At 62.3% G+C, this 22,981-nt stretch carries 26 protein-coding genes and 2 tRNA genes; 12 read left to right on the top strand and 16 right to left on the bottom strand.

The window, feature by feature from the left end:
- Positions 1-5: 5 nt before the first annotated feature.
- The 4 genes from ACU4IU_RS18765 (at position 6) to ACU4IU_RS18780 (ending at position 3,614) form a co-directional block, all read left to right on the top strand.
- Positions 6-911: an ACP S-malonyltransferase gene (locus ACU4IU_RS18765; protein WP_139467147.1), complete on the top strand. Its 906-nt coding sequence runs from the start codon at positions 6-8 to the stop codon at positions 909-911.
- An 18-nt stretch (positions 912-929) separates the two neighbouring features.
- Positions 930-1,931: a beta-ketoacyl-ACP synthase III gene (locus tag ACU4IU_RS18770; RefSeq protein ID WP_139467145.1), complete on the top strand. Its 1,002-nt coding sequence runs from the start codon at positions 930-932 to the stop codon at positions 1,929-1,931.
- A 119-nt stretch (positions 1,932-2,050) separates the two neighbouring features.
- Positions 2,051-2,302: an acyl carrier protein gene (locus ACU4IU_RS18775; protein ID WP_025776743.1), complete on the top strand. Its 252-nt coding sequence runs from the start codon at positions 2,051-2,053 to the stop codon at positions 2,300-2,302.
- Between the two features lie 67 nt (positions 2,303-2,369).
- Positions 2,370-3,614 (top strand): beta-ketoacyl-[acyl-carrier-protein] synthase family protein, encoded by a 1,245-nt coding sequence (locus ACU4IU_RS18780; RefSeq protein ID WP_139467143.1) that lies wholly within the window; start codon positions 2,370-2,372, stop codon positions 3,612-3,614.
- A gap of 274 nt (positions 3,615-3,888) precedes the next feature.
- Here ACU4IU_RS18780 and ACU4IU_RS18785 read toward each other — a convergent pair whose 3' ends face one another.
- On the bottom strand, positions 3,889-4,380 hold the full coding sequence (locus ACU4IU_RS18785; protein ID WP_139467428.1) for a DUF3145 domain-containing protein: 492 nt from the start codon (positions 4,378-4,380) through the stop codon (positions 3,889-3,891).
- A gap of 158 nt (positions 4,381-4,538) precedes the next feature.
- On the opposite strand from ACU4IU_RS18785, the gene ACU4IU_RS18790 reads away from it, so the two are divergent.
- Complete coding sequence (locus ACU4IU_RS18790) at positions 4,539-5,066, top strand: hypothetical protein (RefSeq protein ID WP_139467141.1); 528 nt, start codon at positions 4,539-4,541, stop codon at positions 5,064-5,066.
- A gap of 259 nt (positions 5,067-5,325) precedes the next feature.
- On the opposite strand, the gene ACU4IU_RS18795 is transcribed toward ACU4IU_RS18790, so the two are convergent.
- Together ACU4IU_RS18795 and ACU4IU_RS18800 are read right to left on the bottom strand one after the other, a co-directional pair.
- On the bottom strand, positions 5,326-5,514 hold the full coding sequence (locus tag ACU4IU_RS18795; protein ID WP_139467139.1) for a helix-turn-helix domain-containing protein: 189 nt from the start codon (positions 5,512-5,514) through the stop codon (positions 5,326-5,328).
- The gene (locus tag ACU4IU_RS18800) at positions 5,511-5,960 is read right to left on the bottom strand and encodes a hypothetical protein (RefSeq protein ID WP_139467137.1); all 450 of its coding nucleotides are present in this window, start codon (positions 5,958-5,960) and stop codon (positions 5,511-5,513) included. The genes ACU4IU_RS18795 and ACU4IU_RS18800 overlap by 4 nt, the downstream gene beginning before the upstream one ends.
- A gap of 273 nt (positions 5,961-6,233) precedes the next feature.
- Here ACU4IU_RS18800 and ACU4IU_RS18805 point away from each other — a divergent pair, with 273 nt between their 5' ends.
- The 4 genes from ACU4IU_RS18805 (at position 6,234) to ACU4IU_RS18820 (ending at position 9,920) form a co-directional block, all read left to right on the top strand.
- Positions 6,234-7,349: an FUSC family protein gene (locus ACU4IU_RS18805; protein ID WP_139467136.1), complete on the top strand. Its 1,116-nt coding sequence runs from the start codon at positions 6,234-6,236 to the stop codon at positions 7,347-7,349.
- Between the two features lie 119 nt (positions 7,350-7,468).
- Complete coding sequence (locus ACU4IU_RS18810) at positions 7,469-7,738, top strand: N-acetyltransferase (RefSeq protein WP_139467134.1); 270 nt, start codon at positions 7,469-7,471, stop codon at positions 7,736-7,738.
- A 794-nt stretch (positions 7,739-8,532) separates the two neighbouring features.
- Positions 8,533-9,021: an FBP domain-containing protein gene (locus ACU4IU_RS18815; protein WP_139467130.1), complete on the top strand. Its 489-nt coding sequence runs from the start codon at positions 8,533-8,535 to the stop codon at positions 9,019-9,021.
- Between the two features lie 641 nt (positions 9,022-9,662).
- A complete protein-coding gene (locus ACU4IU_RS18820; RefSeq protein WP_139467128.1) occupies positions 9,663-9,920 on the top strand; it encodes a hypothetical protein in 258 nt (85 codons plus the stop codon).
- A 61-nt stretch (positions 9,921-9,981) separates the two neighbouring features.
- On the opposite strand, the gene ACU4IU_RS18825 is transcribed toward ACU4IU_RS18820, so the two are convergent.
- The 4 genes from ACU4IU_RS18825 to ACU4IU_RS18840 all read right to left on the bottom strand — a co-directional run bounded on the left by ACU4IU_RS18825 (position 9,982) and on the right by ACU4IU_RS18840 (position 12,454).
- Positions 9,982-10,254 carry a hypothetical protein gene (locus tag ACU4IU_RS18825; RefSeq protein ID WP_139467126.1) on the bottom strand — a complete coding sequence of 91 codons (273 nt, stop codon included), beginning with the start codon at positions 10,252-10,254 and terminating at the stop codon, positions 9,982-9,984.
- On the bottom strand, positions 10,255-10,971 hold the full coding sequence (locus tag ACU4IU_RS18830) for a RelA/SpoT domain-containing protein (protein ID WP_139467125.1): 717 nt from the start codon (positions 10,969-10,971) through the stop codon (positions 10,255-10,257).
- 136 nt (positions 10,972-11,107) lie between these two features.
- Entirely contained in the window at positions 11,108-11,506 is a 399-nt protein-coding gene (locus tag ACU4IU_RS18835) for a hypothetical protein (RefSeq protein WP_139467123.1), read from the bottom strand.
- A 3-nt stretch (positions 11,507-11,509) separates the two neighbouring features.
- On the bottom strand, positions 11,510-12,454 hold the full coding sequence (locus tag ACU4IU_RS18840) for a CHAP domain-containing protein (RefSeq protein ID WP_139467121.1): 945 nt from the start codon (positions 12,452-12,454) through the stop codon (positions 11,510-11,512).
- A 110-nt stretch (positions 12,455-12,564) separates the two neighbouring features.
- Here ACU4IU_RS18840 and ACU4IU_RS18845 point away from each other — a divergent pair, with 110 nt between their 5' ends.
- The gene (locus ACU4IU_RS18845; RefSeq protein ID WP_139467120.1) at positions 12,565-13,299 is read left to right on the top strand and encodes a tyrosine-type recombinase/integrase; all 735 of its coding nucleotides are present in this window, start codon (positions 12,565-12,567) and stop codon (positions 13,297-13,299) included.
- A 54-nt stretch (positions 13,300-13,353) separates the two neighbouring features.
- Here ACU4IU_RS18845 and ACU4IU_RS18850 read toward each other — a convergent pair.
- The 5 genes from ACU4IU_RS18850 to ACU4IU_RS18870 all read right to left on the bottom strand — a co-directional run bounded on the left by ACU4IU_RS18850 (position 13,354) and on the right by ACU4IU_RS18870 (position 17,646).
- A tRNA-Ile gene (locus ACU4IU_RS18850) sits at positions 13,354-13,430 on the bottom strand.
- A gap of 92 nt (positions 13,431-13,522) precedes the next feature.
- Positions 13,523-14,791, bottom strand: a complete 1,269-nt coding sequence (locus ACU4IU_RS18855) for an EAL domain-containing protein (RefSeq protein WP_228281818.1) — start codon at positions 14,789-14,791, stop codon at positions 13,523-13,525.
- 135 nt (positions 14,792-14,926) lie between these two features.
- Positions 14,927-16,348: an MFS transporter gene (locus ACU4IU_RS18860; protein WP_180345525.1), complete on the bottom strand. Its 1,422-nt coding sequence runs from the start codon at positions 16,346-16,348 to the stop codon at positions 14,927-14,929.
- 92 nt (positions 16,349-16,440) lie between these two features.
- Positions 16,441-17,463 (bottom strand): LLM class flavin-dependent oxidoreductase, encoded by a 1,023-nt coding sequence (locus tag ACU4IU_RS18865; RefSeq protein WP_139467115.1) that lies wholly within the window; start codon positions 17,461-17,463, stop codon positions 16,441-16,443.
- Between the two features lie 110 nt (positions 17,464-17,573).
- Positions 17,574-17,646 (bottom strand) — tRNA-Asn (locus ACU4IU_RS18870).
- A 256-nt stretch (positions 17,647-17,902) separates the two neighbouring features.
- On the opposite strand from ACU4IU_RS18870, the gene ACU4IU_RS18875 reads away from it, so the two are divergent.
- Together ACU4IU_RS18875 and ACU4IU_RS18880 are read left to right on the top strand one after the other, a co-directional pair.
- Positions 17,903-18,814, top strand: a complete 912-nt coding sequence (locus tag ACU4IU_RS18875; RefSeq protein WP_229663917.1) for a DMT family transporter — start codon at positions 17,903-17,905, stop codon at positions 18,812-18,814.
- Positions 18,815-18,856: 42 nt separating this feature from the next.
- Positions 18,857-20,026, top strand: coding sequence for a glycosyltransferase (locus ACU4IU_RS18880; RefSeq protein ID WP_446657615.1), 1,170 nt, complete (start codon positions 18,857-18,859; stop codon positions 20,024-20,026).
- A gap of 44 nt (positions 20,027-20,070) precedes the next feature.
- On the opposite strand, the gene gluQRS is transcribed toward ACU4IU_RS18880, so the two are convergent.
- The 4 genes from gluQRS to ACU4IU_RS18900 all read right to left on the bottom strand — a co-directional run bounded on the left by gluQRS (position 20,071) and on the right by ACU4IU_RS18900 (position 22,923).
- Complete coding sequence (gene gluQRS, locus ACU4IU_RS18885) at positions 20,071-21,009, bottom strand: tRNA glutamyl-Q(34) synthetase GluQRS (RefSeq protein WP_139467111.1); 939 nt, start codon at positions 21,007-21,009, stop codon at positions 20,071-20,073.
- Entirely contained in the window at positions 21,006-21,326 is a 321-nt protein-coding gene (locus ACU4IU_RS18890) for a GNAT family N-acetyltransferase (protein ID WP_139467109.1), read from the bottom strand. The genes gluQRS and ACU4IU_RS18890 overlap by 4 nt, the downstream gene beginning before the upstream one ends.
- Before the next feature lie 95 nt (positions 21,327-21,421).
- Positions 21,422-22,264: an amino acid ABC transporter permease gene (locus ACU4IU_RS18895; RefSeq protein WP_139907983.1), complete on the bottom strand. Its 843-nt coding sequence runs from the start codon at positions 22,262-22,264 to the stop codon at positions 21,422-21,424.
- Positions 22,261-22,923 (bottom strand): amino acid ABC transporter permease, encoded by a 663-nt coding sequence (locus tag ACU4IU_RS18900; RefSeq protein ID WP_092014068.1) that lies wholly within the window; start codon positions 22,921-22,923, stop codon positions 22,261-22,263. Before ACU4IU_RS18900 ends, ACU4IU_RS18895 begins: the two co-directional genes overlap by 4 nt.
- Positions 22,924-22,981: the final 58 nt, after the last annotated feature.

The following is a 22,981-nucleotide window of genomic DNA, read 5'->3' on the forward strand; positions in this document are numbered from 1 at the left end:
ACTGAGTGCTTGCAATCACCTGTCCGGGCCAGGGAGCCCAGAAGACCGGTTTCCTGAGTTCGTTCCTCGAACTCGACACCTTCTCGGCACAGATCGACGAACTCTCGACCGCATCGGGAATCGATCTGCGTCTGCACGGAACCGAATCCGATGACGAGACGATCAAGGACACCGCGGTGGCACAGCCTCTGCTCGTCGCCTCCGCCGTCGCCTGCGCCGCTGAGCTCGGCGTCAGCCCTGCCGTCGTCGCCGGCCACTCCGTGGGAGAGATCGCAGCCGCACAGATCGCAGGCATCTTCACCCCGGCGGACGCCATGGCCTTCGTCAAGGTCCGTGCCGATGGAATGGCGGCCGCTGCCGCCGTCACCCCGACCGGCATGTCCGCCGTGGTCGGCGGCCAGCCCGAGGACGTTCTCGCCGCGATCGAGGCCGCCGGGGCCAGCCCCGCCAACGTCAACGGCGGAGGCCAGACCGTGGCTGCCGGCTCTCTCGAGGCGCTCGAGACCCTGGCCGAGAACCCGCCGGAACGTGCTCGGGTCATCCCGCTGGCAGTGGCCGGCGCCTTCCACACCGAGTTCATGGCTCCCGCCACCGCTGATCTCGATGCCGCCGCCTCGGCGATGGAGGTCTCCGATCCCTCCGTGTCGATCCTCAGCAACTCCGACGGCACTGCGGTCGAAGCCGGCCGAGAGTATGTCGACCGTCTGGTCAAGCAGGTCACGAACCCGGTGCGCTGGGATCTGTGCCAGGAGGCGCTGCTGAACTCCGGTGTGACCGGAATGATCGAACTCGTCCCCGGTGGCACGCTGACCGGAATCGCTCGCCGCGCCATGAAGGGCGTGGAGACATTCGCCATCAAATCGGCCGCCGACCTCGACGGCGCGCGTGAGTTCGCGGCAGCCCACGCCTGAGAATCGAAAGAAGACGCCATGCCTACACTCAAGACTGCCGAACTCGGCACTTTCTCCCGCATTGCCGGAATCGGTGCCTACCGTGCGGAGAACCTCGTCACCAATGACGATATCGCCGGACCCATCAACTCCTCCGACGAATGGATCCGGCAGCGCACGGGCATCGTCACCCGCCGTCGTGCCAGCAAGGACGTCGGCGTCCTCGACATGTCCGAGGAAGCCGCGCTCGAGGCGATCGCCTCGGCGGGGCTGAAGCCGGAGGACGTCGGCGGCATCATCATCTCGACCGTCACGTTCGAGTACTTCACACCCTCAGCGGCTGCGGCTCTGACCGCACGACTGGGGACCGGGCCGATTCCGGCTTGGGACATCAGCGCGGCGTGTGCCGGCTACTGCTACGGTATCTCGCAGGCCGATGCACTGGTGCGTGCAGGCACGCTCGACAATGTCCTCGTCATCGGAGCCGAGAAGCTCTCCGAGGTCATCGACCCCGAGGACCGTTCGATCTCGTTCATCCTCGGTGATGGCGCCGGCGCGGTCGTCGTGTCCTCCTCCGACGAACCCGGCATCTCGAAGACGGTGTGGGGCTCGAAGGGCGAGAACTGGTCGACCATCCGGATGACGGATTCCCTCTACGACATCCGTGACGACCGGGAACTGCCCTTCCCGACCCTGCGTCAGGACGGGCCGACCGTCTTCCGCTGGGCCGTGTGGGACGGCGCCGAGGTGGCAAAGGAGGCTCTCGCTGCTTCCGGCATCGAGGCCGAGGACCTCGCTGCATTCATCCCACACCAGGCGAACATGCGCATCATCGACGAGCTCGCCAAGCAGCTGAAGCTCCCCGAGTCCGTTGTCATCGCACGTGACATCGCCGACAACGGGAACACCTCGGCGGCGTCGATCCCACTGGCCACCGAACGTCTCCTGCGTGAACAGCCCGAACTCAGCGGCGGTCTCGCCCTGCAGATGGGCTTCGGTGCGGGCCTCGTCTACGGTGCTCAGGTCGTGCGCCTGCCCTGAGACACACCCATTCACGGAAAACTCTCCGTGAATGTCCTAAGATATTCGGCGGGACACTCGTCGAAAAGTTCCTCAAACGGTCGAAAAACCCTCGACCGAAATCAGAAAGTAGGAAAGAAATGGCATTCACCGAAGCTGAAGTCCTCGCTGGGCTGGCAGAGATCGTCAACGAAGAGACCGGCCTGGCTGTCGAAGCAGTCGAAGCCGACAAGTCGTTCACCGATGACCTCGACATCGACTCCATCTCGATGATGACCATCGTCGTCAACGCTGAGAAGAAGTTCGGCGTGAAGATCCCCGATGACGACGTCAAGGACCTCGTCACCGTTCAGGACGCTGTCGACTACATCAACAAGGCTCAGGAAGCCTGACACACAGCAGCCGAACACGGCCCGTCCACAGACGGGCCGTGTCCACACTATCGACGAGGTTTGTACCATGACATCTAAAGTTGTCGTCACCGGAATCGGTGCGGTAACCCCCTTGGGCGCGACTGTCGATGCCACTTGGGAAGCCATTCTGGCCGGTCAGTCCGGCGTCCACACGATGGACAACGATTGGTCAGAGAAGTACGGCCTCGCCGTGGACTTCGCAGCGCAGGTCGACCCACAGGTCGTGCCCGACAATCTCAAACGGGTCCAGGCCAAACGCCTCGATCCTTCGAGCCAGTTCGCTCTCATCTCTGCTCGTGAAGCCATGGCCGATGCCGGTCTCGAGGAGACCGATCCGGAACGCACCGCCGTCTCCTGGGCCACCGGGATCGGCGGAGTCTGGACTCTGCTCGACGCCTGGGACACCCTGCAGGAGGAAGGCCCGCGCCGGGTCATGCCCCTGACAGTTCCCATGCTCATGCCCAATGGACCTGCGGCCGCTATCGGCATGGAATTCAAGGCACGTGCCGGTGTGCAGACCCTGGTCTCCGCCTGCGCCTCATCGACCGAGAGCCTCGGCCACGCCTATGACGTTCTCGCTTCGGGCAAGGCCGACATCATCATCGCCGGCGGTTCGGAAGCAGCGATCCACCCGATCACTCTTGCCGCGTTCAATTCGATGCAGGCGCTGTCACGTCGCACCGATTCACCCGAGACCGCTTCGCGTCCCTATGACGTCGACCGCGACGGCTTCGTCATGGGCGAAGGTGCGGGCACGCTCATCCTCGAGACCGAGGAGCATGCGAAGGCTCGTGGAGCGAAGATCTACGCCGAGGTGGCCAGCTGGGGCATCTCGAACGACGCCTACCACATCACCGGTGGAGAGCCGGAGGGCAAGCACGCGCTGGCCGCCATGCAGCAGGCACTCGACGCCGGAGGTCTGACCGCCGGCGAAATCAAGCACGTCAACGCGCATGCCACGTCGACTCCGGTCGGAGACATCCCGGAATCGCTGGCCATCAGCGAACTCCTTGGTGACAACGTCTCCGATGCACTGGTCTCGGCCACGAAGTCGATGACCGGACACCTCCTCGGAGGTACGGGTGCCGTGGAGGCGATCCTCACGGTCAAGGCGCTGCAGACTCGCACCGCTCCCCCGACCATCAACATCGACGAAGTCGACCCGAAGGTCAAGGGGATCAACATCGTCCGTGACACTCCTGCTGATCTGCCTGCCGGCGATATCGCAGCGATCACGAACTCGTTCGGCTTCGGCGGTCACAACGCCGTCGTCGCGTTCCGCTCAGTCTGAGGTTCTGAGCGAACTCAGACAGCTCTACGGCCCACTCTGAGTCGGAAAGCACGGTTTTGAAACTGTGCTTTCCGACTCAGAGTGGGCCGTTTCCATGAGGGCGCACGACGCGATCTGTGCTTGGGAAGGTGGCTTGCGGAGAGCCTCCTGCATAAGCGCTCAGGCACGAGAGCGTGCGAAATGGGCACACCCGAGGTAGGAGGGTGTGCCCATCGGCATTTGTGAACGCCCGAACTCTCGCAGCTGAGTGCAGTTCGGCGGTGAAGGGAGCGGTTCAGCCGACCTTCGTCAGCCAGCGCACCGGTGCGCCTTCACCTGCATGGCGGAACGCGTCGAGTTCCTCATCCCAGGCTTCTCCGAGGGCGGTCGCCATCTCCGAGGAGAACTCCGCCGGGTCCCCGGCAGCGCGTTCCATCACGGAGCGGATGCGGTCTTCAGGGACGAGGATGTTGCCGGCTGTGTCGGTGACAGCGTGGTAGATGCCCAGATCAGGTGTGTGGCTCCATCGACCGCCGTCGACTCCGGCCGAGGGCTCCTCGGTGACTTCGTAGCGAAGTGAGTCCCAGCCGCGCAGGGCGGATGCGATGCGAGCTCCTGAGCCTGCGGGCGCGCGCCAGCAGACTTCTGCGCGCACGAGACCTGGTGCTGCCGGCTGGGGTGTCCAGTCGAAGCGTGCCTGTGCGCCTATGGCCCCGCCCGCTGCCCACTCGATGTGAGGGCACAGCGCACGAGGTGCTGAGTGGACGAAGAGTACGCCCTGAGTCATATCCATTTCTGCCTCCTACCTCGGATACGTCTTCCCCTACGATCCGAAAGGAGGTGCTGACCACATGATAGTCGATGTTCGGCGTGCAGCCAAGCATCAAAGATGCTGGTGGCGTCGGGTGTCTGGGCCGAGCGAATGACCGGCGTTAGGCTGGCGCCATGACCGAGGAGCAGATGACCGACGAACGACCGCCGCGGACCATCCGCATGTTCCCCGACTATGCGGGTACGGTGCTGTGGATCAGCATGCCCATCGACTACGAGGACACGGGGCTGTCCGGCGCACTTGTCGCGCAGCTGGAGGCATGGGAACAGTCCTACTATGACTCGCTGGATTCCGACTTCAATTGGGTGCCGGAGACTGCTGCGCGCATTTTCGCCGAGCAAGGCGTGCATCTCGCGCGACTCGTGTCTGCCGAAGTCGGCCCGCAGTTCGTCGTCGAGATCTCTTCATCCGATGACGACACCGAGGCAATGCGAATACGGGCCGAGCATTCCGCCGAGAACCCGAAGGCGGAAGCAGCTTTCACACGGCTGTTCGACGAGGCGGAGGCAGACGACCGCAGAATTGCCGAACTCGTCAGGAACGAACCGGACGGAGAGTGGACTGCCTACGCTCCGTTGTCCGGGACCGTCTTCAAACCGAATTCGAATGAGAAAGGCGAGCCGCCAACAGAAGCTGAGTGACGGGGCCTGAGGGTTCGCGTACGAATCAGCGGAGCGCTTCGTGGTGCCCCCGGTCGGACTTGAACCGACGGCCAAGGAATTCTAAGAGGTACTGATCTTGCGTGTCAGTCGTTGATCGCACTGGTCTGTCCTTGACCAGTGATTTCGAGGCCTTCAGCACCTTAGACCGATTCTCGGCAGATGGCCCAAGAGACTAGAAATTTCGCTCAAACCGTGTCGTAAACGTGTCGCAGACCAGCGTCTCCTAGTCGGCGCACGTTCATTGCGCTCCAGCCCTCCGTTGTCGCTCAACATACTGCCGGAGATCCCGTGGGTCGTAGCGCCACATACCGCCAATCGCCATCGCCGGCAAGTCTCCACGCTTACGCAACGTGTTGACATGTTTCGGAGTGCACTGGAGGGTCTCCGCGACCTCTTTCGAAGTGAGTAGCTGCTCTAGATCGATCATCTCGTTTCCTTGCTCCCCCCGGTTTCATGTCGGTCGAGCCAGGCGTCCACGGCGGACTGGCGTGTTCCGCGTGCTCGGGGGCGCCAGGAGGTGCCGACCTCGATCCATGCGGGGGCTCGGTCACCTCTGTCGCCTCGGTCGAGTGCGCGGTCGGCTCGTAGCTGATAGACACTGCAGCCGAGCTGTTCGGCGACTTCCTGGTCGGATAGCAATGCAACTTTCCGTCCTTCTAGCTCGTGATCTCGCCCAGCGGCTGCCTTGTCTCCCTGCTCCATCATGAACTCGTCCCGCCATGCCTGGATGCGCTCCTCGAGCTCATCGAGCCCCGGCCCACCGGGCGTGTAGGCGCGTTCAGCTGCTTCCCGTGCTGTGCCCTCTTGAATGCGGGAGAATGCCTCCGCGAGTGGCTTTGCTGCCCGCTTGATTGCTTCTTCGTAGGTGGTCATGTTTGCCTCCTTCGGCGCTCGTGAATAGAGTCTAAGGACGCCTCTGGGTCTCGGCTAGGTGTGCGTTCGGACAGTCGTGCTCGTGAACAGGGTCTACCGTCACCCCTTGATTGCCGAGACCATCGTTGCCTGAGACGCTAGGACGCTCAGCCGACCGAATTCAGTCCTGAGTCGTCAAGAGCAAAACGACTTCGACCAGGGGAAATGCTAGTCTCAAACCGAGCTTTGCTTACGGTGTAATCATGACAGAGACGGACCTGCAACGGAGCGACCTTGCCAACTCCAACGAAGAAGATCACTGAACTACTCCAACGCCCAGAAGTCACGACCGATCTCCTCCAGATCGTCAAATCTGTCGTCGCGGCAACGGCAGCATGGTGGCTGTCAATCGCAATACTCGACTCGGCGATGCCTTTCCTCGCGCCATGGACTGCACTGCTCACCGTTCACGCGACGGTCTACCGATCACTTTCGCGAGGCGCCCAGTCAACAGTGGCCTCTGCAATCGGCGTGGGCTTGTCCTTCCTGATTGGCAACTACCTCGGAGTCAGCCTGTGGACGTTCGCCCTGGCGCTCTTTGTTGGTCTTCTCGGAGCCAGGGTGACATGGATCCGAGACGAGGGGATCGCCATCGCCACCACCGCGATTTTCATCCTCGGAAGCGGATTCGACAGTCAGCAGCCCCTCCTTCTAGAACGAATCATTGAGATCGCGCTGGGCGTAGCTGTCGGGCTCGCCGTCAACTTGATCATCATTCCCCCGATCCGGGACCGGCAGGCCTCTCGCTACGTCGACAGTATCAATCGGCGCATGGGCGACGTCCTGACCAGCATGTCCGACGAGTTCAGCGACTCCTGGGACACAGACCGCGCCGATGAGTGGTTCCGCGAGACCGAGTCCATGAGCGACGAGCTCAACACAGCATGGCAGTCCGTTCGCTTCGCAAGGGAAAGCAGGCGAGCAAACCCGAGAGGCGATTTGAGGAAGTCGCTTAATCCTCGGGTTCGCAACCAAGCACAGTCTCAGGCGGAGGAAACGAGCTACGAGAATATCCTGCAGCGGGTCGATGAAGGGATCTCGCATCTGAGGAATCTGACGCGCACGCTCCGCGACGCGACGTACGCCGAGGGCGAGTGGGATGACAGCTTTCGCCGCGAGTGGGGAAACATTGTCAAAGATGCCGGGCGCTCGATCAGCGACCCTGATGCTGAAGTTGAGCCCGTGTATGAACGCCTCGACTCACTGGCGAGAGCCCTTTCCGATGACCAGCATCTCCCGACTGCTTCGTGGCCCCTCTACGGGGCGTTGATCACGAGCATGCGTCATATTGCTGTTGTCGTCGATGACGTTGCCTCTGCCAGAGAAGCTCGAGAGCCGAACAAGGGTTGAAGATGTGCCTGTTGCGAAGATCGTCGGAAGACTCTAAACCCCTCTTGCAGCAGTCTGACCAGCAGTTTAGAGTCTTTTTCATTCAGTGCTTTGACAATTCCACAGAAGGAGTGTGTCTCGTGTACACCATGCTCAACAACCAGGAACAGTCGAAATTCGACCTGTACCTGCCCGGGAAACTCGTTGCATCGCTGCATTACAAGATCGACGACGAAGACAACGAAGTCATGTTCGTCTACTGCGAGGCGATCGAGGACACCGACAAGGACGCTCACTGCCAGGAGATTATGAAACGAGCTCTGGAAGATGCTCGCGGCCGGTGGCTAAAGGTGAACGTGACATGCCCGATCGCGCTCAAGTATATGGAGCAGAACGCAGCTGAGAACTGACAGGCTTCCCCTCCCACCACACATCATCCGGCGGCAACCACGCCCCGATCGCCTGGACTCGTCGATCTTTGATCTCAACGAATATCGCACCATCGAAACCGAGTCGCGTCGCGGTGCCATCGAGCCATACTTCACCGTCGCGCTCGAACATGACATGAGCACGCACCGGCACGGGCGGACGGCTCTGGAAGGAACCGCGGGCGCCGGCGTCGTTGCGGATCTTCTGCCAGTACCGCCAGGTGGCTGTGACATAGTCCTCATATTCGATCTTGTGTTCTATTCTGCATCCGCCATACTCCACCCACAGCCAAAGGCCGAACCGGACACGAGCGCACGCGACCCGAGCTAGCACCGACTTCCCACCGAAAGCATCGACGCCAGCAGTACGCAACAGAACCATGTTGAACCAGTGACGCGGACTTGGATATAGTCAAACTCGGAAACTATCGCCGAACCACCTGAAATCTCAGGAAGAAAGGAATGGTGGCCCTCGTGGCCTGCTTCTAGTCCTGCTGCCCTAGAATCACCCGAACTCCGCATTCACAGCCGGTCGGGTGATAGGTGACTTGTGCCTAAACACAGTCGACCTAGCTTCTACCCATTCCCTGTTGCCGTAGCTGATTGCCACGCTAAACATTCTCAGTTAGCCACTCGCGTTCACCGGTCATGCTTGGTGCGAACAAAGCCCGCCAGCACCCCCAAAGAGCTGCCCGCAAGAATGCGCGAAGGCTAAACTGCACCGGCTTCACGGCTATTCACCTTCAGGCAACTGCTGAAATCAGAGAAAGCCAGTCATGCAGCAACTCAATGCCACCCAGATTAAGAAGTCCTTTATCAACACCTCTCGCCGCGAAGTGGAAAAGATCACACTGCCACCCAATCTCGCTGAGATCGAGTGGGCCGAGCTCGACTACTTTGGTTGGGCTGATGCGAAAATTCCTCAACGGGCCTATATAGTCGTCCCCGTAGACGACGTCCCACGCGGACTGATGCTCAGGGCAGTGCCCATGGCGAAGTCCCAAGCGATGTGCAGTTGGTGCGAGGACTTGCACGAGACCACCGGCGTACGGATGTTCACAGCGAAGAAGGCCGGGCCTTCGGGACGAAACGGCAATTCGCTCGGGACGCTCATACACGGTAATTTCGAGTGCTCCAAGATCGTCAGGAATCCTCCACGCGCAGTCGAAGGTCACAATGACTTCGAAGCCCATGTGTCAATGCGCGTCGACAAACTGAACGAGCGTGCCACCAGCTTCGTCAAGAGAGTGCTAGGCGAAAAGTAGTCCCCACTCGGGCCCGTCAAACCACGGCGATCCCACCATGAAACAACGTAGGCCCCCGCCGTAACCACGGTGGGGGCCTACATTGCTTCCGCTACCCTATTGCCATGCCCTCAACGATGAGCCCAGCATGAGCACCTGTGCCGCAGTGTGGTGTGACCGGGACGCAATAGCGCGTGGATTGTGCAAACGCTGCTATGACCGGTACCGGCGAGGCACCAGCCCCATCTCTCCAACCAAGCGGCATGCGGTAGCCGAGGACAAGGCACGCCTGCGCGACGAGATTACACTGCGCCGAGAGGCCGGGCAGAGAATTGCTGACATTGCCGCCGCGGTCGGGTTAACACATCTACCGCGAGTAGGTGGCTGCGCGAGTGGGGCGTGCGGGTCGGGACACGAGAAGATGCGAGAGCTGCGATCCTGTGGCGGCCGTGGGCGCGAGACGACATCGACTTCGCTGTGACCCGAACAGACCTAACGGTCGCGGAAAGGGCAGCCATTCTCGGTCGTTCCGTCGCGTCCATAGAGGAGATCAATCGCACCAGTCGTCGACGGGCTGCCCGCAGCAAAAGCACATGAAAATACCAACGGCACCCCAGTAGCGCTCGGTAATCTTTATGGCCCATCCATCGCAGGAGCGAGTCATGGAACTGATTCAGAACAGCAGCGAACTATGCACTCTCCGAAACGGCAGCACCGCGGCGTATCACGTCACGATCGCCGGCGACGTGCGCAATGACATCAACGTACCCGAGCTGATACCGGGCCAACATGTCCAGTTCGAACTAGCTCCACCCTTTCAGCGAAAGACGGGTGGATTGCACGTGACGACGGGTGGATTGCACGTGACCTGGGAGAACCACCTCGGCGAGAAGCAGGTGCTCGACTTCACGCTTCAATGAAATCTTCCGAGCAGACGACAAATGGCCCCACCGCCGTAGCGGTGGGGCCAGGGTAATTCAGTCAGAGCACAGCGCGAAGGAAGTCCTCTGCCGTTCGCTCGTCCTTCTTTTCGTTGAAGTAAGTGCCGTGAGTGACCTTGACTGTCTCAATAGAGTCCGATCCGACGAGCACGATGTCGATGGCGTGTGAGTCCCTGAACTTCTTTTCTCGTGCCGCATACTCGGCCATCGCTAGTTCTGAGTCGTGGCCATAGTCTTCTACCTCAATTAGCCGATCCTTTGAGTGATCGAACACGAGCAAGAAGTGGTTAATTGAGCTTGCTTCGTTAGGCATTTAGGTGTCCCTCCTTGTGCGGTGGGCCTTGAGTGCAGAGTTAACGTCTGCGAGTTGATGGCTGATCGTAGCGCGCAAACTCACTGGCTCCGGTATGCCCTCCTCCTCACAACGGTACCGGACAGACAGAGATTTACCTAGATCTTGCACAACGCTTGACCCGTCTTGTTTGTAGTTCTCCCCCAGTGCACCGGATAAACCTTCGATAAACTCGGCCCAGGAGTGCATCAGTGCTGAGCGTAATTGGATTTCGACTGGCTTGCCGTCGCGTTCGACCACGAGGTGAACCGCTCGATACCCCGATTCTCGAGGCTCGGCAATGTAATCGGTTCTGCGGATGATATCCGATCCCCATGCTGCCTCTAGAGATTTTCGTAGCTGCTCGAGCTCGTCAATCGTCTCGGTGACGGCGCGGCATCCACCGATGTCTTGCATGCGAGAAAGATCAAGACCACGGACGCGACTCAACTTGTCGACGATCGTCGGCAATCGTTTCAAGCGCTGGGTCACTCGGGCTTCGACGCCCGTTTTCCGGGCGTAATGACGAATACCATTATTGATTCTGACCAGTGGGCTCTGGAACGTCGCCCGGTAGGCGTCGAGATCCTCGACTGCATCCATATAGGCATCGACTTCCTCCATCGTCTCAGGAGATCGGCGCAGTATCTTGCCGATCTTCCTCGCTCGAGACTTAGAGATCTCGCGTGCCTTTTCCATGGGCTTATCATATGCGAGAGCTATCAACCCTGCTCAAACAGCGACGAATGGCCCCGACCGCACTGTGTGGTGAGGCCGGGGCCGAGCGTCCAGCGGACGCATCTAGTCGGGGAACTAGAGGGTAAAGAATACCGGGTCAGTGCCGAGGCCGGTAGTCCTCTGCCGGGGGTGTCTTGTCGATCTCGGCTGCGAGTTGCGCGTCGAGGGCAGCTTGCTCGTCGGCCTTCACCACCTCGAGGGAGTCGAGCTCCTCGTCTGGTTCGATTTCGTCGGGGTCGATGATGTCGTTGTCGTCATCGGGTTCAATGATCGGCTCGTCACCGGTGGCTCGCTGGTTGACGATGGTGTTCGCGGCCGCGGTGAGTCCGAACGCGCCACCGACGTAGAGGAACACGTTCGTGGCCACGGCGTGCCAGGCGGGCACATGCTCGGGCCCGTAGGCGGTGGCGATCGCGCCGAGTGCAACACCGATGAGGGCGTAGACGGCGTAGGTGGGTTTCCGCCAAGCGGCGGGGATGATTTCGTTGAGGTTCATAGTTCAGTCCTTTGCGAATCGGTGGGAGGCTTTGGTGAAGGTGACGCCTTTCGTCCCGGCGAACACTTCGAAGCGGAGACGGATGCTGCGCCCCTTGTCGGGGGTGCGGGACGAGTTCGCCATCTGCATCACCGAACCGAGGCTGGTGCCCGCAGTTCCGACGATTTCCTTGGCCGGGTAGGTGCCACCCTTCAACCGGCGGGTGGGGGTGCCCTTCTTATAGGAAACGAGGTAGAAGCGGCCGATGACCGCGGCACCCGGGTTGAGGCCCTTGAACGTGAGTTCCGTGTCAGCGATGAAGCTGGTGCCGTTGGCGAGGATGCCGAGCGAGTAGCCGCCGGCGTCGCCGATGGGGATGGACTTCCACTTCCCCTTCGGGAGTGGGACGTCCTTGTTTCTGAAGCCTGCGTTGGTGACGCTCATGCCGAGAATCCCTTCTGGTTCGGTGGGCTTACTGGGGGTGGTGGTTTCGGTGCTGGTGAAGTTGAGGCGGATTCCTCCGCCGACGAGAGACAGCGGGCGGGTGCGGTTCCACACGCCACCGCCGTCACGCTGGGAACCGCTCGACCCCGGCGAGGTGTTGCCCTCGACGGTTTTCACCGAACCGCCGGAGGCGTCGGCGCGGGCGATGGCGATGTGGGAGAAGTGGGGCAGGAAGACGACGAGGTCTCCCTTCTTGATGTTCGACGGGGACACCCACCGGCCACGCTGCTGCGCCCAGGAGCGGGCGATCGCGACACCGGCAGTGCGCGGGTAGTCGATGTTGGCTTTCATGCCGATCTGGGCGCAGGCCCAGGATGTGAACGCGGCACACCATGCGGCCCACGACCCGTATTTGGATCGGCCGCCGTAGAACCAGTCGTTGAACTCGACCTTGTTGGTGTACCCGATCTCAGTGGTGCCGACCTTCGATGTTGCCTTGGCGACGAGTTGAGATGGTGTAGCCATGAGTCAGCTCGACGGGACGAATCGAGGCCGTCCTGCAGGGCATCAAGAAGTCCACGCCGCAGACAGCAAGACAGCTTCGCAACGTACTCCGTCAGGGATTCAACGAGGCAGTGCGCCTCGACGTCATCGCTGTGAATCCAGTCCTGGCAACGCGGTCTATCGAAGTGTCAGCGAAGGAGGCGCGGGCGATGACCGGGGCCGAAGTGTCTGCCTTGAGAGCAGCTGCGGCGAAGTGGGAGGCAAGACCGCGGAAGAATACGCGTCCGTGGCCGAAACTGCGTATCGGCGTGTGCATTGATGTCATGCTCGGCACGGGATTGCGGGTCGGTGAACTGCTGGCCCTCCGCTGGTCCGACCTCGACTTGGTTTCTGATAATCCCACTGTGACTGTGTCGGGCACCATCGTGTACGGGGAAGACGGGCGCGTGAAGCGGCAAGAGCTGTCGAAGTCGCGGTCTTCTGAGCGAGTGCTGTACCTGCCCCAATTCACTGTGGCGAGCCTCAGGAGCTATTGGCACGACCTTGACCACAAGCCGGAGAACGATGCGATATTCCCGACTTCAGTGGGCTCATGGATGGACAAGGACAACTTCAGCGGCCGGTTCCGACAGGTACGGGCCATGGCCCAGGGTGTGGATCTCTCGTGGGTGACTACGCACACGATCCGGAAGACCGTCGCAACTCAGGTCTACCGATCATCGGACCTCAAGGATGCGTCACAGCAGCTCGGGCATTCTGAAGTGGGAGTTACGAGTAGGCACTACATTGAGCACGAAAACCGCGGTCCTGCCGAAGTCGTGGCATTGCTCGATCGATTTGTCGACGAGAACGAAACCGTGTCGTAACCGTGTGTTTCAGTATCAGGCCGGGAGGTAGATTTGCCTATCGTTCCTGGTCAGTGGTGCCCCCGGTCGGACTTGAACCGACGACCAAGGAATTATGAGTTCCCTGCTCTAACCAGCTGAGCTACGGGGGCCAGCCGAGACAACATTAGCACCATCGGAGTCCGCTTCCCCATTCGGATCACACGTGCGTTCAGCGGAGTCGAGACACCCGGACTCGCGCTGCTCAGGTCCGCAGCTTCGCCGTTGCGGTGAGAGGTGCGACGCGAGTGAGAACGCTGCGTGCGGCGTCGACGCATGTGTATCGGTCGGTCGTGATGTAGACATCGAAGACGGTCTGTCCGTCGCTGCCCGGGTCGTTGCGTTTCGACGCGGCAACCATGCCCGACCAGTCCGGCCCGACCACGACGACGCCGTGTTCGTTGCGGATGGGATCGGACGCGTCGACGAGTCCGGTGCGCACTCCGGGAATCGGCGGTCCGTCGAAGCCGCCGGAGAACATCGCCGTGAGCCCCACGGTGTCCCGGATCTTCTCGTACCGGAGTCGCGTCGCCTCGGAGAATTCGTCGTCCTCCCCGAACACGCCGAGGGTGATGGTTGCGGTACCCGATGCCAGAGCGCGTTCTTCCAATGCCGCGATCTGAGCGACGAGAAGTTCGCGGTTCATCACCAGAGGCTCGCGCCGCAGTCCCTGAGAGATCGAATACGGGGTGCCCAGCGCAGGCAGATTGCGAGAGTAGTGAGAGACGAGGGCATCCTCGCTCGGCTCGGAGAACGCCTGCGGCTGCTTCGTGGCCTCACCGAAGTAGGGCCCAGACATGAACCGTGCCCCGAGCGCACGCACACGGTCCAAATCGTCTTCGGTCTCGACGCCGTCGGCGAGGATGACCGCTCCCGTGCGCTCGAGGTGGGCGTGGAGAAGGCGGTTGAGTTCGGCCAGATGAGAATCGCAGTCGATGCGCAGAACGTCCGGGTGGAGTCCGACCACCGAAGGATTGACCAGCGGGACGAAAGCGGTGCTGCGCAGGTCGGCACCCACAGAAGACATGCCGACTCCCCATCCCATGGCGCGTGCGGAGCGCACCGAGCGCAGCACGGAGGCCGGGGACGAGGCGACCCGAGTGGCGTCGAGCTGGAGGATGACCGAGCGGTCGGGTTCTCCGGTGCGGTCCTCGAGGGTCGCGAAAGACTCAGCTTCGGCATGGAGGAACAGGCGGTTCGACTTCGGCAGTCCGGCACCTTCTGCCGTGCGCAGCGCAGAGTCACGCAGAGAGGCATCGATATCACCCGTGATCGTCGAGGCGCGCATGGCGTGGCGCAGGTTCTCCGACTCGGCGCGACCCAACTCCGGGGAACCCGTGGGAGCCTGCAGAATCTGGTGGCCGACTCGGTGGAAGGTCAGTGCGTCGACGACGGGGGCGAAATAGGTTTCGATCCCGCCCGAGCGCACGAGTTCCTCGAGCTCCAGCTCGTCATCGGGTACGGCCTCGACCACTGTGTTTCCTTCCATGGGCTGATGTGCGTTCACAGTCTTCCACATTCGGACACAGCGGATTGTCTAAAATCCGTAACATTATTGCGCTGACAGCTGACGATTGCCTGACTCGGCCGGGCGCGCTGCGAGCGGCACTCAAGCCCGGCGGGGGCCGCCTCGGCGAACCTCGATGAGACCGACGATTCCGGCGAGGATGACGATGACGGCGATGGCGACGAACGCCCCCATCATCCCCCAATGCCAATTGCTCACCGCGGTGATCGAGAACGCCAGCGCGGTCATGATCGCAAGCCCCATCGAAGTGCCGATGCGCTGCCCGGTCTGGAGCACTCCTCCCGATGATCCGGCGTATCTCAGGGGGACCTCCTGCAGAGTGAGAGTCTGGTTGGGGCTGATGACCATGCCCTGCGCGGTGCCGATGAACGCCAGAGTCAGCAGCAACCACCACTCGCTGCCGATGCCCTGGGACAGGAGCGCGACGACGGCGATCGTGGCCACCAGACCGACGAAGCACAGCGCGATCCCCCAGACGACGAGGCGGCGCCCGATCTGGAAGACGAACCGTCCGGACACGTCGGCTGAGACCGCCGAGCACAGCGCGGCCGGCAGACCGATCATTCCCGCGGCCAGGGCTGTATGTCCCAGTCCCTGCTGCATGTACATGGCGACGAGGACCCAGACGCTGGTGACGCCGAGGAAATAGAGGGCGATGATGATCGAACCGTTGCTGAAGCTGCGGATGCGAAAGAGATCGAGATCGACCATCGGGGGACGGCCCAGATGCGCGTACCGACGTTCCCACCGGGTCCACACCCAGATCATGCCGATGCCGATCGGCAGGGACAGCCAGATGAACCAGCCCAGCGATGATTCGACGAAGGGCAGAAGGATGAGGAGGACACCGACGCCGAGGAGGATGACTCCCACGGGGTCGAGATCCTTGCCGCCATCGGAGTTCTTCGCATCCTGGTCGACGGCGGGTCGCCATGCGCCGGCAGGCAGCCAGGCCCGGGCGAGGATGAGAGAGGCGATGGCGAAGGGCACATTGACCAGGAAAGTCGCTCTCCAGCCGAGGTCGCTGCCGAACAGTGCGATGAGGGCACCGCCGAGCACAGGGCCGATGGCCACCGACAAACCGACGGTGGTGCCCATCAGCCCGAATGCACGACCGCGCGGCGGCCCCTGGAAATACTGCTGCAGCAGGCCCACGACCTGTGGGTTGAGGAATCCCGAGCCCAGCCCCATGGTCACTCGGGAGATATTGAGCGTCAGCGGATCCGGGGCGATTCCGGCCACCAGCGAGGACAGGCCGAACAGGCCGACTCCGATGGCGAACAGCTGTCCGCGTCCGAAGACGTCTCCGGCACGTCCGGCGGCGACGAGGACCACACCGAAGGACAGCGCATAACCGGTGAGCACCCATTGCAGCGCCGAAGTGGAAGCGTCGATATCAGCAGCGATCGACGGCAGGACGACGTTGATGCTGGACACCGACAGCAGGGACATGAAGAGGGGAACGAGGCCGATGAGGAGGATGCGCTTCTGCGTCTGCGTCATCTTCGTGCTCTTGCTCACGCGGCCCCCTCAGCTACTCATCGTCTCTGCCTCGTCTCATCCTACGTTCATGCAGTTCAGTTCGGCCCCGTGTCTCAGCTCTGTCCGGCAGGAACCCAGCCCAGGGCCGGCGCGACGTGCTGGGCAAAGGACTCGAGGATATGCAGGTTGTAGTCGACGCCGAGCTGACTGGGGATGGTGAGCATGAGGGTATCGGCTGCCGCGATCGCCGCGTCGGCCTTGAGCTCTTCGATCAGCTTGTCCGGTTCACCTGCGTAGGTACGGCCGAACGTCGACCGTGTGTCGTCGATGATGCCGATCTGATCCCCTTGGCCTGCCCCACGCCGACCGAAGTAGAGGTCGTCGAGGTCAGTGGTGATCGGGAAGATGCTGCGGCTGACGGACACTCGTGGAGTCCATCCGTGCCCCGCGGCGCTCCATGCCTGACGGTACCTGGCGATCTGCTCGGCCTGCAGGTCTCCGAATGCGGCGCCTGTCGCCTCGGTGAGCAGAGTCGAACTCATCAGGTTCACACCCTGATGTGCAGCCCATTCGGCGGTGGAGGCGGACCCGGCTCCCCACCAGATGCGGCGTTCAAGGCCAGGGGAATGCGGTTCGATGCGCAGACGCTTCCCCGAACCGAACTGCTCCGGATCGGCCGGGGCAAGTTCCTCGCCGCGGACGGCCCGGAGGAACCGATCGAACTTCTCTCTGGCCATGTTCGCGGCCTTCGGCTCGGTGAGATCCTCGTAGCCGAACGCCTCCCATCCGCGCAGGGCAGGCTCCGGGGACCCGCGACTGATGCCCATCGCCACTCGCTGGTCGGAAAGCAGATCGAGGGCGGCGGCCTCCTCGGCGAGGTAGAGCGGGTTCTCATATCTCATGTCGATGACCCCGGTGCCGACCTCGATGTTGCTGGTCTTCGCGGCGATCGTCGCCAGCAGCGGAATGGGAGAGGCCGCCTGGGTCGCGAGATGGTGGACTCGGAAGTAGGCGCCGTTGACGCCGAGCTCGTCGGCACCGACGGAGATCTCCACCGCATCGCGCAGCATCCGCCCGGCGTCGAGGTCGCCGCCAAGGTCGTAGTGACCGAAACTGAGGAATCCGAAAGACTTCATGCCAGATGAACCCGCCGCGTGCAGAGCCTATTCCCCAGCCACGTCGACGACCCCGAGCGCGGTGTCGGGCAACGACGAAGGCCCCGTCCTAACGGACGGGGCCTTGGCTGCTCCCCCGGCTGGGCTCGAACCAGCGACCCTTCGATTAACAGTCGAATGCTCTGCCAACTGAGCTACGGAGGAATGCCGCAGCTTCCTGCGGACGTGTGTCCCAGCTTAGCAAACCCCCGGGCCGGCGAACAAAACCGTGACGAGTGCTTTAGCTCACAGCATTGAGGGTGCTTCGGCCACGGCGCTGAGGGTTTCCCCACCTGTCGCCGCAGGGTTGCCTTACAGTCAGGACAAACACAGTCTGCGGCCATCTTCGCCGCCGCCTCGCGCGATAGACTCGAAGCGATCCGCTCCCCACATCCACACCGTCGATACCGGAAGACTCATCGTGACCATAGTGGCAATCGCCCTCGCCGTCCTCGCGGCCGTGGCACTGGCCTATGGCGCCTTGTATCAGCACGATGCGGTCGCCGGGCAGGATGACTCCCACAACGGCCTGAGCTGGGCCCATTTCACGGAACTGCTGCGCAATCGTCGGTGGCTGCTCGGACTGATCATCCTCGGAGTGGGAACGGCGGGCAATTTCGTGGCCCTGGCGCTGGCTCCGGTGATGGTCGTGCAGCCGATCGGAGCGTTCTCACTCATCGTCTCGGTGCTGCTCGGCGTCCGCCACCGTGGGCTCAAGGTCAACAGGCGACTCGTCCAGTCAGTCGTCTGGTGTACCGCCGGGGTGACGCTCTTCGTCGCGCTATCGGCGACGACGGCACAATCGGAGGTCCACCTCGGAGCCGATGCGATGCCGCTGTTCTGGATCACTGCCGTTGCCGTGGCGGTCGGCCTGGTGATCGTGGTGGTCTTCCGCCACGCCCCTCAGCTCGTGCTCATCATCGCCGCCGGCCTGCTGTTCGCCTGTGTGGCGACGAACGCTCACCTGGTCAGCGTCCAGTTCCTCCAGGCCGGACTCGACCAGGTCACCTGGATCAACGTCGCGGCGCTGCTGGCGGCAGTTGCCCTGGGGTCCCTGTTCGTCCAGAATTCCTATGCCGCGGGCCCCCCGGAGATGGTCATCGCCGGCCTGACCGTCATCGACCCGATCGGTGCCGTGATCCTCGGCACCGTCGTCCTCGGCGAGGCGGCTCACTCCCCCGTCTGGCTCATCATCCTCATCTCTCTCACCGGATTGGTCGCCTGCGCAGCCGTCGTTGTATTGTCGCGGTATCATCCCGATGTCAGAGATCGAGAAGCTCAGCGCAGGAACGCCCGCCGTTCCGACACCATGACCGACACCGAGGAGAGCTGAATCCTGTCTGCGCACCGTCCCACCCCGAAACGCCGCATCCTCATCCCGGCGGAGACGTACGCCCCCGAAGTCAATGGTGCCGCGAAGTTCGCCGAGCGCTTGGCCGAAGGTCTCGCCGCTCGCGGGAATGATGTCCACGTGGCCTGCCCCTCGGCCACGGGCAAACCCTCGGTCAGTGTCGAGAACGGGGTCACCGTCCACCGCCTCACCGCTCACAGATGGCCTCTGCACCCGACGTGGATGATCTGCATGCCGTGGGAGACGAAGCCCGAGCTCTCGCGACTCCTCGACAGCGTCCGCCCCGATGTCGTGCATACTCAGGCGCATTTCGTCATCGGCCGCTATGCCTTCTCCGAATCGATCAGGCGCGGAATCCCTGTCGTGGCCACGAACCACTTCATGCCCGACAACGTCCGCCCCTATCTCAAGGCTCCGAAGGCCGTTCTCGACGGCGGCACCGCCATCGCCTGGTGGGATCTGCGCCGGAAGTTCCAGTCCGCCGATTTCATCACGGTTCCGACGCAGCTGGCCGCCGATCTGCTCACCGAGAACGGGTTCTCCTCGCCCATCAGGGCGGTGTCCTGCGGGATCGACCTGGAACGCTTCGCTCATCTGCGCGAACTCGACTGCGCCGCGTCGCGGGCCGTTCCCCCGCGTGTTCTCTTCGTCGGCCGACTCTCCTCGGAGAAGCACGCCGCCGACATCGTCGAGGCCGTGGCGAAGACCGATCCAGCGCTGGGGCTCGAAGCCGATATCGTCGGCGGTGGTGACCAGGAGGAGCCGCTGAAGCAGCTGGCTGTCGAACTCGGCATCGCCGATCGTGTGCATGTGCTCGGGAAGATCAGTGACGAGGCGCTCATGGAGGCCTACCAGCGCTGCACCTTCTTCTGCATGCCCTCGACCGCTGAGCTGCAGTCCATCGCTACGCTGGAGGCGCTGGCGTCGCGCAAACCCGTGGTCCTCGCCGATGCGGTGGCTCTGCCGCACCTCGTCCGCGACGAAGTCAACGGGTACCTGTTCCCGCCGCGCGACACAGATGCGCTGGCTGACCGGTTCACCCGTATCTGCCGAATGCCCGATGATGAACTCGATGCCATGTCGAAGGCGTCGCTCGACGTCGTGGCCAAACACGATATCGAATACACTCTCGACACGTTCGAAGCGATCTACGACGGAGTCATCCGAGACGCCGTCGACTCGTCAGAAGCCTGATGAAGATGCGGCCTGACGAGGCGCCGGCATGAGCGGATTCGGCCCTAGGAACCCGCAGGCGGGATGAAGACCGACGGCGTCGTGGACATCCGGGCGAAATCGATGCCGCTGACCATATCGTCGACGGATCTCCACGGGCCACCGTCTCCGGCGAATCCCAGCGACTGCTGCATCCAGGCGAAGAGGTCCTCGTTGGTCCATCCGAGGCCGCACAGCTGCTGATAAGTCACCGCTCCATCACGTTTGGCCAACCGCTGACCGCACTCGTTGAGCACCAGCGGAACATGCACCCAGCCCGGTTCGGCCAGACCAAGCAGCCGAGCCAGATACGCCTGCCTGGGTGCCGAAGAAGCGAGATCGTCCCCGCGCAGGATCTCGTCGATTCCGGTCGCTGCATCATCGACGACGACGGTGAGATTGTAGGCGAAGACACCGTCACCTCGCCGCAGCACGAGATCGTCGACGACCGCCTCCACCCGGCCGAGCAGCACATCGTCGATGCTGTGAACTCGATTGTCCGCGCGCAGACGCAGCGCCGGCCGCCGGTCGTTCGCTTCGAGCCTCAGCCGGGCGGACTCGCGCTCCTCTTCCCCGAGGCGGCGACAGGTCCCCGGGTAGGCTCCGGGTGGTGCGTGCGGTGCACTGGGGGCCTGAGCGATGTCTTTGCGTGAGCAATAGCATTCGTAGACGAGTCCGTCCGCCTCCAGCCTCGCAAGCGCAGCGGCGTATTCGGCAGTGCGTTCGGATTGGACCAGCGGCGCCTCGTCCGGGACGACGCCGAGATCGGCGAAGACCTGAAGCTGTGAGGCGGCCGCGCCGACCTTCACCCGATCGAGGTCTTCGATCCGCCACAGGAATCGCCGGCCCGTCTGCCGGGCACGCACATAGCTGAGCAGCCCGGAGCGGATATTGCCGATGTGGAGGTCACCGCTCGGGCTCGGAGCGAAACGGCCGGCCCCGCCGCCTCGAGGTCTCTCCGTCACTGATGGGCCACGAGATCGCCGTACTGCGGGAACCGCTCGAGGTAGTCCTGCACGTACGAACAGGTCGGCACGAGGGTCGACTCGTCGGCCCGAATGAGGTCGAGCACCCGAGTGACGAGGGTACGGGCGAAGCCTCGTCGGGAGAAGCCTTCGGAGATGATCGTGTGCTGGAGTTCCAGGGTGTGGTCATCGATGACCTGGTAGGCGAGGAACCCGATGAACTCTCCCGGTGTCTCATCGGTGAACAGCTCGTACCGTTCGCGGTCGATGTTCTTCACTACTCGAACCGGTGTGGGGCTGAGTTGAGGCTGTGGCATTGATGCACTCCTTCATGGCCGACTCCTATGTGAACGATACATGGTCGAACGAGGGCCCGGTCGCTGCCGACCGGGCCCTGTTCGCGACTGCAGAGTCAGTCGACGATCTTCGAGGTCAGGCCGTCGGCCTCGGTGTCGGCGGTGGTCTTGCGCTGGAGTCGGGACTCGAGCCAGCGAGCGAACCCGGCGACGATCATGTTGATGATGATGAACAGTGCCGCACCGACGATGAACGTCGGCAGCAGGTTGTTGTACTCACGACCGATGAGGTTCACCTGGTAGAGCAGGTCTTGATACGTGACGATGAAGCCCAGGGCCGAATCCTTCAGGAGCACGACGATCTGGGCGATGATCGTCGGCATCATCGCTCGCAGCGCCTGCGGCATGAGCACCAGGCTCATCACCTGCCCCGAGCGCAGCCCGATCGCCATGGCCGCTTCACGCTGCCCGGTGGGGACGGCGAGAATGCCTGCGCGGATGATCTCGGCCAGCACCATTCCGTTGTAGAGAGTCAGGCCGAAGACGACCGACCAGAAGGCACCGATCTCGTTGCCGAAGAGGAGGAACATCGCGAAGATGAGCAGCAGCACGGGCACGCCGCGGAAGAATTCGAGGACGATCGTTCCGGGAACCGAGATGACTTTCTTGTGTGAGAGCCGCAGGAGGGCGAAGACCACTCCGACCACCAAGGCAAGGACCGATGCCACGACCGCGACTTTGAGGGTCGCGAGCATGCCTTGGAGAAGGACGGTCTGAATCTGCGCGAAGGTGAAGGGGTACCACTTCTCGGGTTCGAGCTGACCGGCGTCGGCGAATTTCCAGATCACAAACGCCACGAGAGCCAACAGCACGATCAGCGACACGATCGAGAGGATGATGTTGTTCCGGCGGGACTTCGGCCCCGGTTCGTCGAACAGCACTTGAGTGGGTGCGCTCATCGCAGAATCACCAGCTTCTTCTCCAGGTAGTCGAAGACACGGCCGAGCAGCAGAGCCAGGATCAGATAGGCCAATGCGGTGCCGAACAGAATCGGGATGACGAGGTCACCGCGGATTTCGATGGCATTGCGCATCGCGGAGATCAGCTCTCGGTTGTTGAACGCCGAAGCGATCGAGGTGTTCTTGAGCATCGCGATGATCACACTGCCCAGGGGCGGGATGACCGTTCGGAAGGCCTGAGGCAGAACCACTTCGCTCAAGGTCTGTCCGAAACTCAGGCCTACTGCGCGGGCGGCTTCGGCCTGTCCGACGGGAATCGTCGAGATTCCCGACTTCAGCGTCTCCGCAACGAAGCACGCGGTGTAGGCGATGAGAGCGATCGTGGCGTAGACGAAGGAGTTGAAAGAACTCGTCGACCCGAATCGGATGTCGAGGAACGGCAGTCCGAATGCACAGAAGAACATCACGAGCGTCAGCGGAGTGTTCCGGACGACGTTGATGTACGTCGATGCGGCGATGCGCAGCACCGGGGTCGGTGAGACACGCATGGCGGCGAGTACCGTACCGAGGATCATCGATCCGATCAGGGCGACGGTGAAGAGTCTGATCGTTCCCCACGCGCCGGAGAGGAACATCTGGAGAAGCTCCAGGAAATCCATGGCAGATTCCTTAATCGATGCGAGGGCACCGCACGGTGCCCTCGCATCATGTCAATCT

The sequence above is a fragment of the Brevibacterium sp. CSND-B09 genome (genome assembly GCF_052906525.1).

Coding starts and splice junctions, on each gene's coding strand:
- ACU4IU_RS18770 (WP_139467145.1), top strand. CDS start 930: ATGCCTACACTCAAGACTGCCGAACTCGGCACTTTCTCCCGCATTGCC.
- ACU4IU_RS18775 (WP_025776743.1), top strand. CDS start 2,051: ATGGCATTCACCGAAGCTGAAGTCCTCGCTGGGCTGGCAGAGATCGTC.
- ACU4IU_RS18780 (WP_139467143.1), top strand. CDS start 2,370: ATGACATCTAAAGTTGTCGTCACCGGAATCGGTGCGGTAACCCCCTTG.
- ACU4IU_RS18785 (WP_139467428.1), bottom strand. CDS start 4,380: ATGACTCAGGGCGTACTCTTCGTCCACTCAGCACCTCGTGCGCTGTGC.
- ACU4IU_RS18790 (WP_139467141.1), top strand. CDS start 4,539: ATGACCGAGGAGCAGATGACCGACGAACGACCGCCGCGGACCATCCGC.
- ACU4IU_RS18795 (WP_139467139.1), bottom strand. CDS start 5,514: ATGATCGATCTAGAGCAGCTACTCACTTCGAAAGAGGTCGCGGAGACC.
- ACU4IU_RS18800 (WP_139467137.1), bottom strand. CDS start 5,960: ATGACCACCTACGAAGAAGCAATCAAGCGGGCAGCAAAGCCACTCGCG.
- ACU4IU_RS18815 (WP_139467130.1), top strand. CDS start 8,533: ATGCAGCAACTCAATGCCACCCAGATTAAGAAGTCCTTTATCAACACC.
- ACU4IU_RS18820 (WP_139467128.1), top strand. CDS start 9,663: ATGGAACTGATTCAGAACAGCAGCGAACTATGCACTCTCCGAAACGGC.
- ACU4IU_RS18825 (WP_139467126.1), bottom strand. CDS start 10,254: ATGCCTAACGAAGCAAGCTCAATTAACCACTTCTTGCTCGTGTTCGAT.
- ACU4IU_RS18830 (WP_139467125.1), bottom strand. CDS start 10,971: ATGGAAAAGGCACGCGAGATCTCTAAGTCTCGAGCGAGGAAGATCGGC.
- ACU4IU_RS18835 (WP_139467123.1), bottom strand. CDS start 11,506: ATGAACCTCAACGAAATCATCCCCGCCGCTTGGCGGAAACCCACCTAC.
- ACU4IU_RS18840 (WP_139467121.1), bottom strand. CDS start 12,454: ATGGCTACACCATCTCAACTCGTCGCCAAGGCAACATCGAAGGTCGGC.
- ACU4IU_RS18860 (WP_180345525.1), bottom strand. CDS start 16,348: ATGACGCAGACGCAGAAGCGCATCCTCCTCATCGGCCTCGTTCCCCTC.
- ACU4IU_RS18865 (WP_139467115.1), bottom strand. CDS start 17,463: ATGAAGTCTTTCGGATTCCTCAGTTTCGGTCACTACGACCTTGGCGGC.
- ACU4IU_RS18890 (WP_139467109.1), bottom strand. CDS start 21,326: ATGCCACAGCCTCAACTCAGCCCCACACCGGTTCGAGTAGTGAAGAAC.
- ACU4IU_RS18895 (WP_139907983.1), bottom strand. CDS start 22,264: ATGAGCGCACCCACTCAAGTGCTGTTCGACGAACCGGGGCCGAAGTCC.
- ACU4IU_RS18900 (WP_092014068.1), bottom strand. CDS start 22,923: ATGGATTTCCTGGAGCTTCTCCAGATGTTCCTCTCCGGCGCGTGGGGA.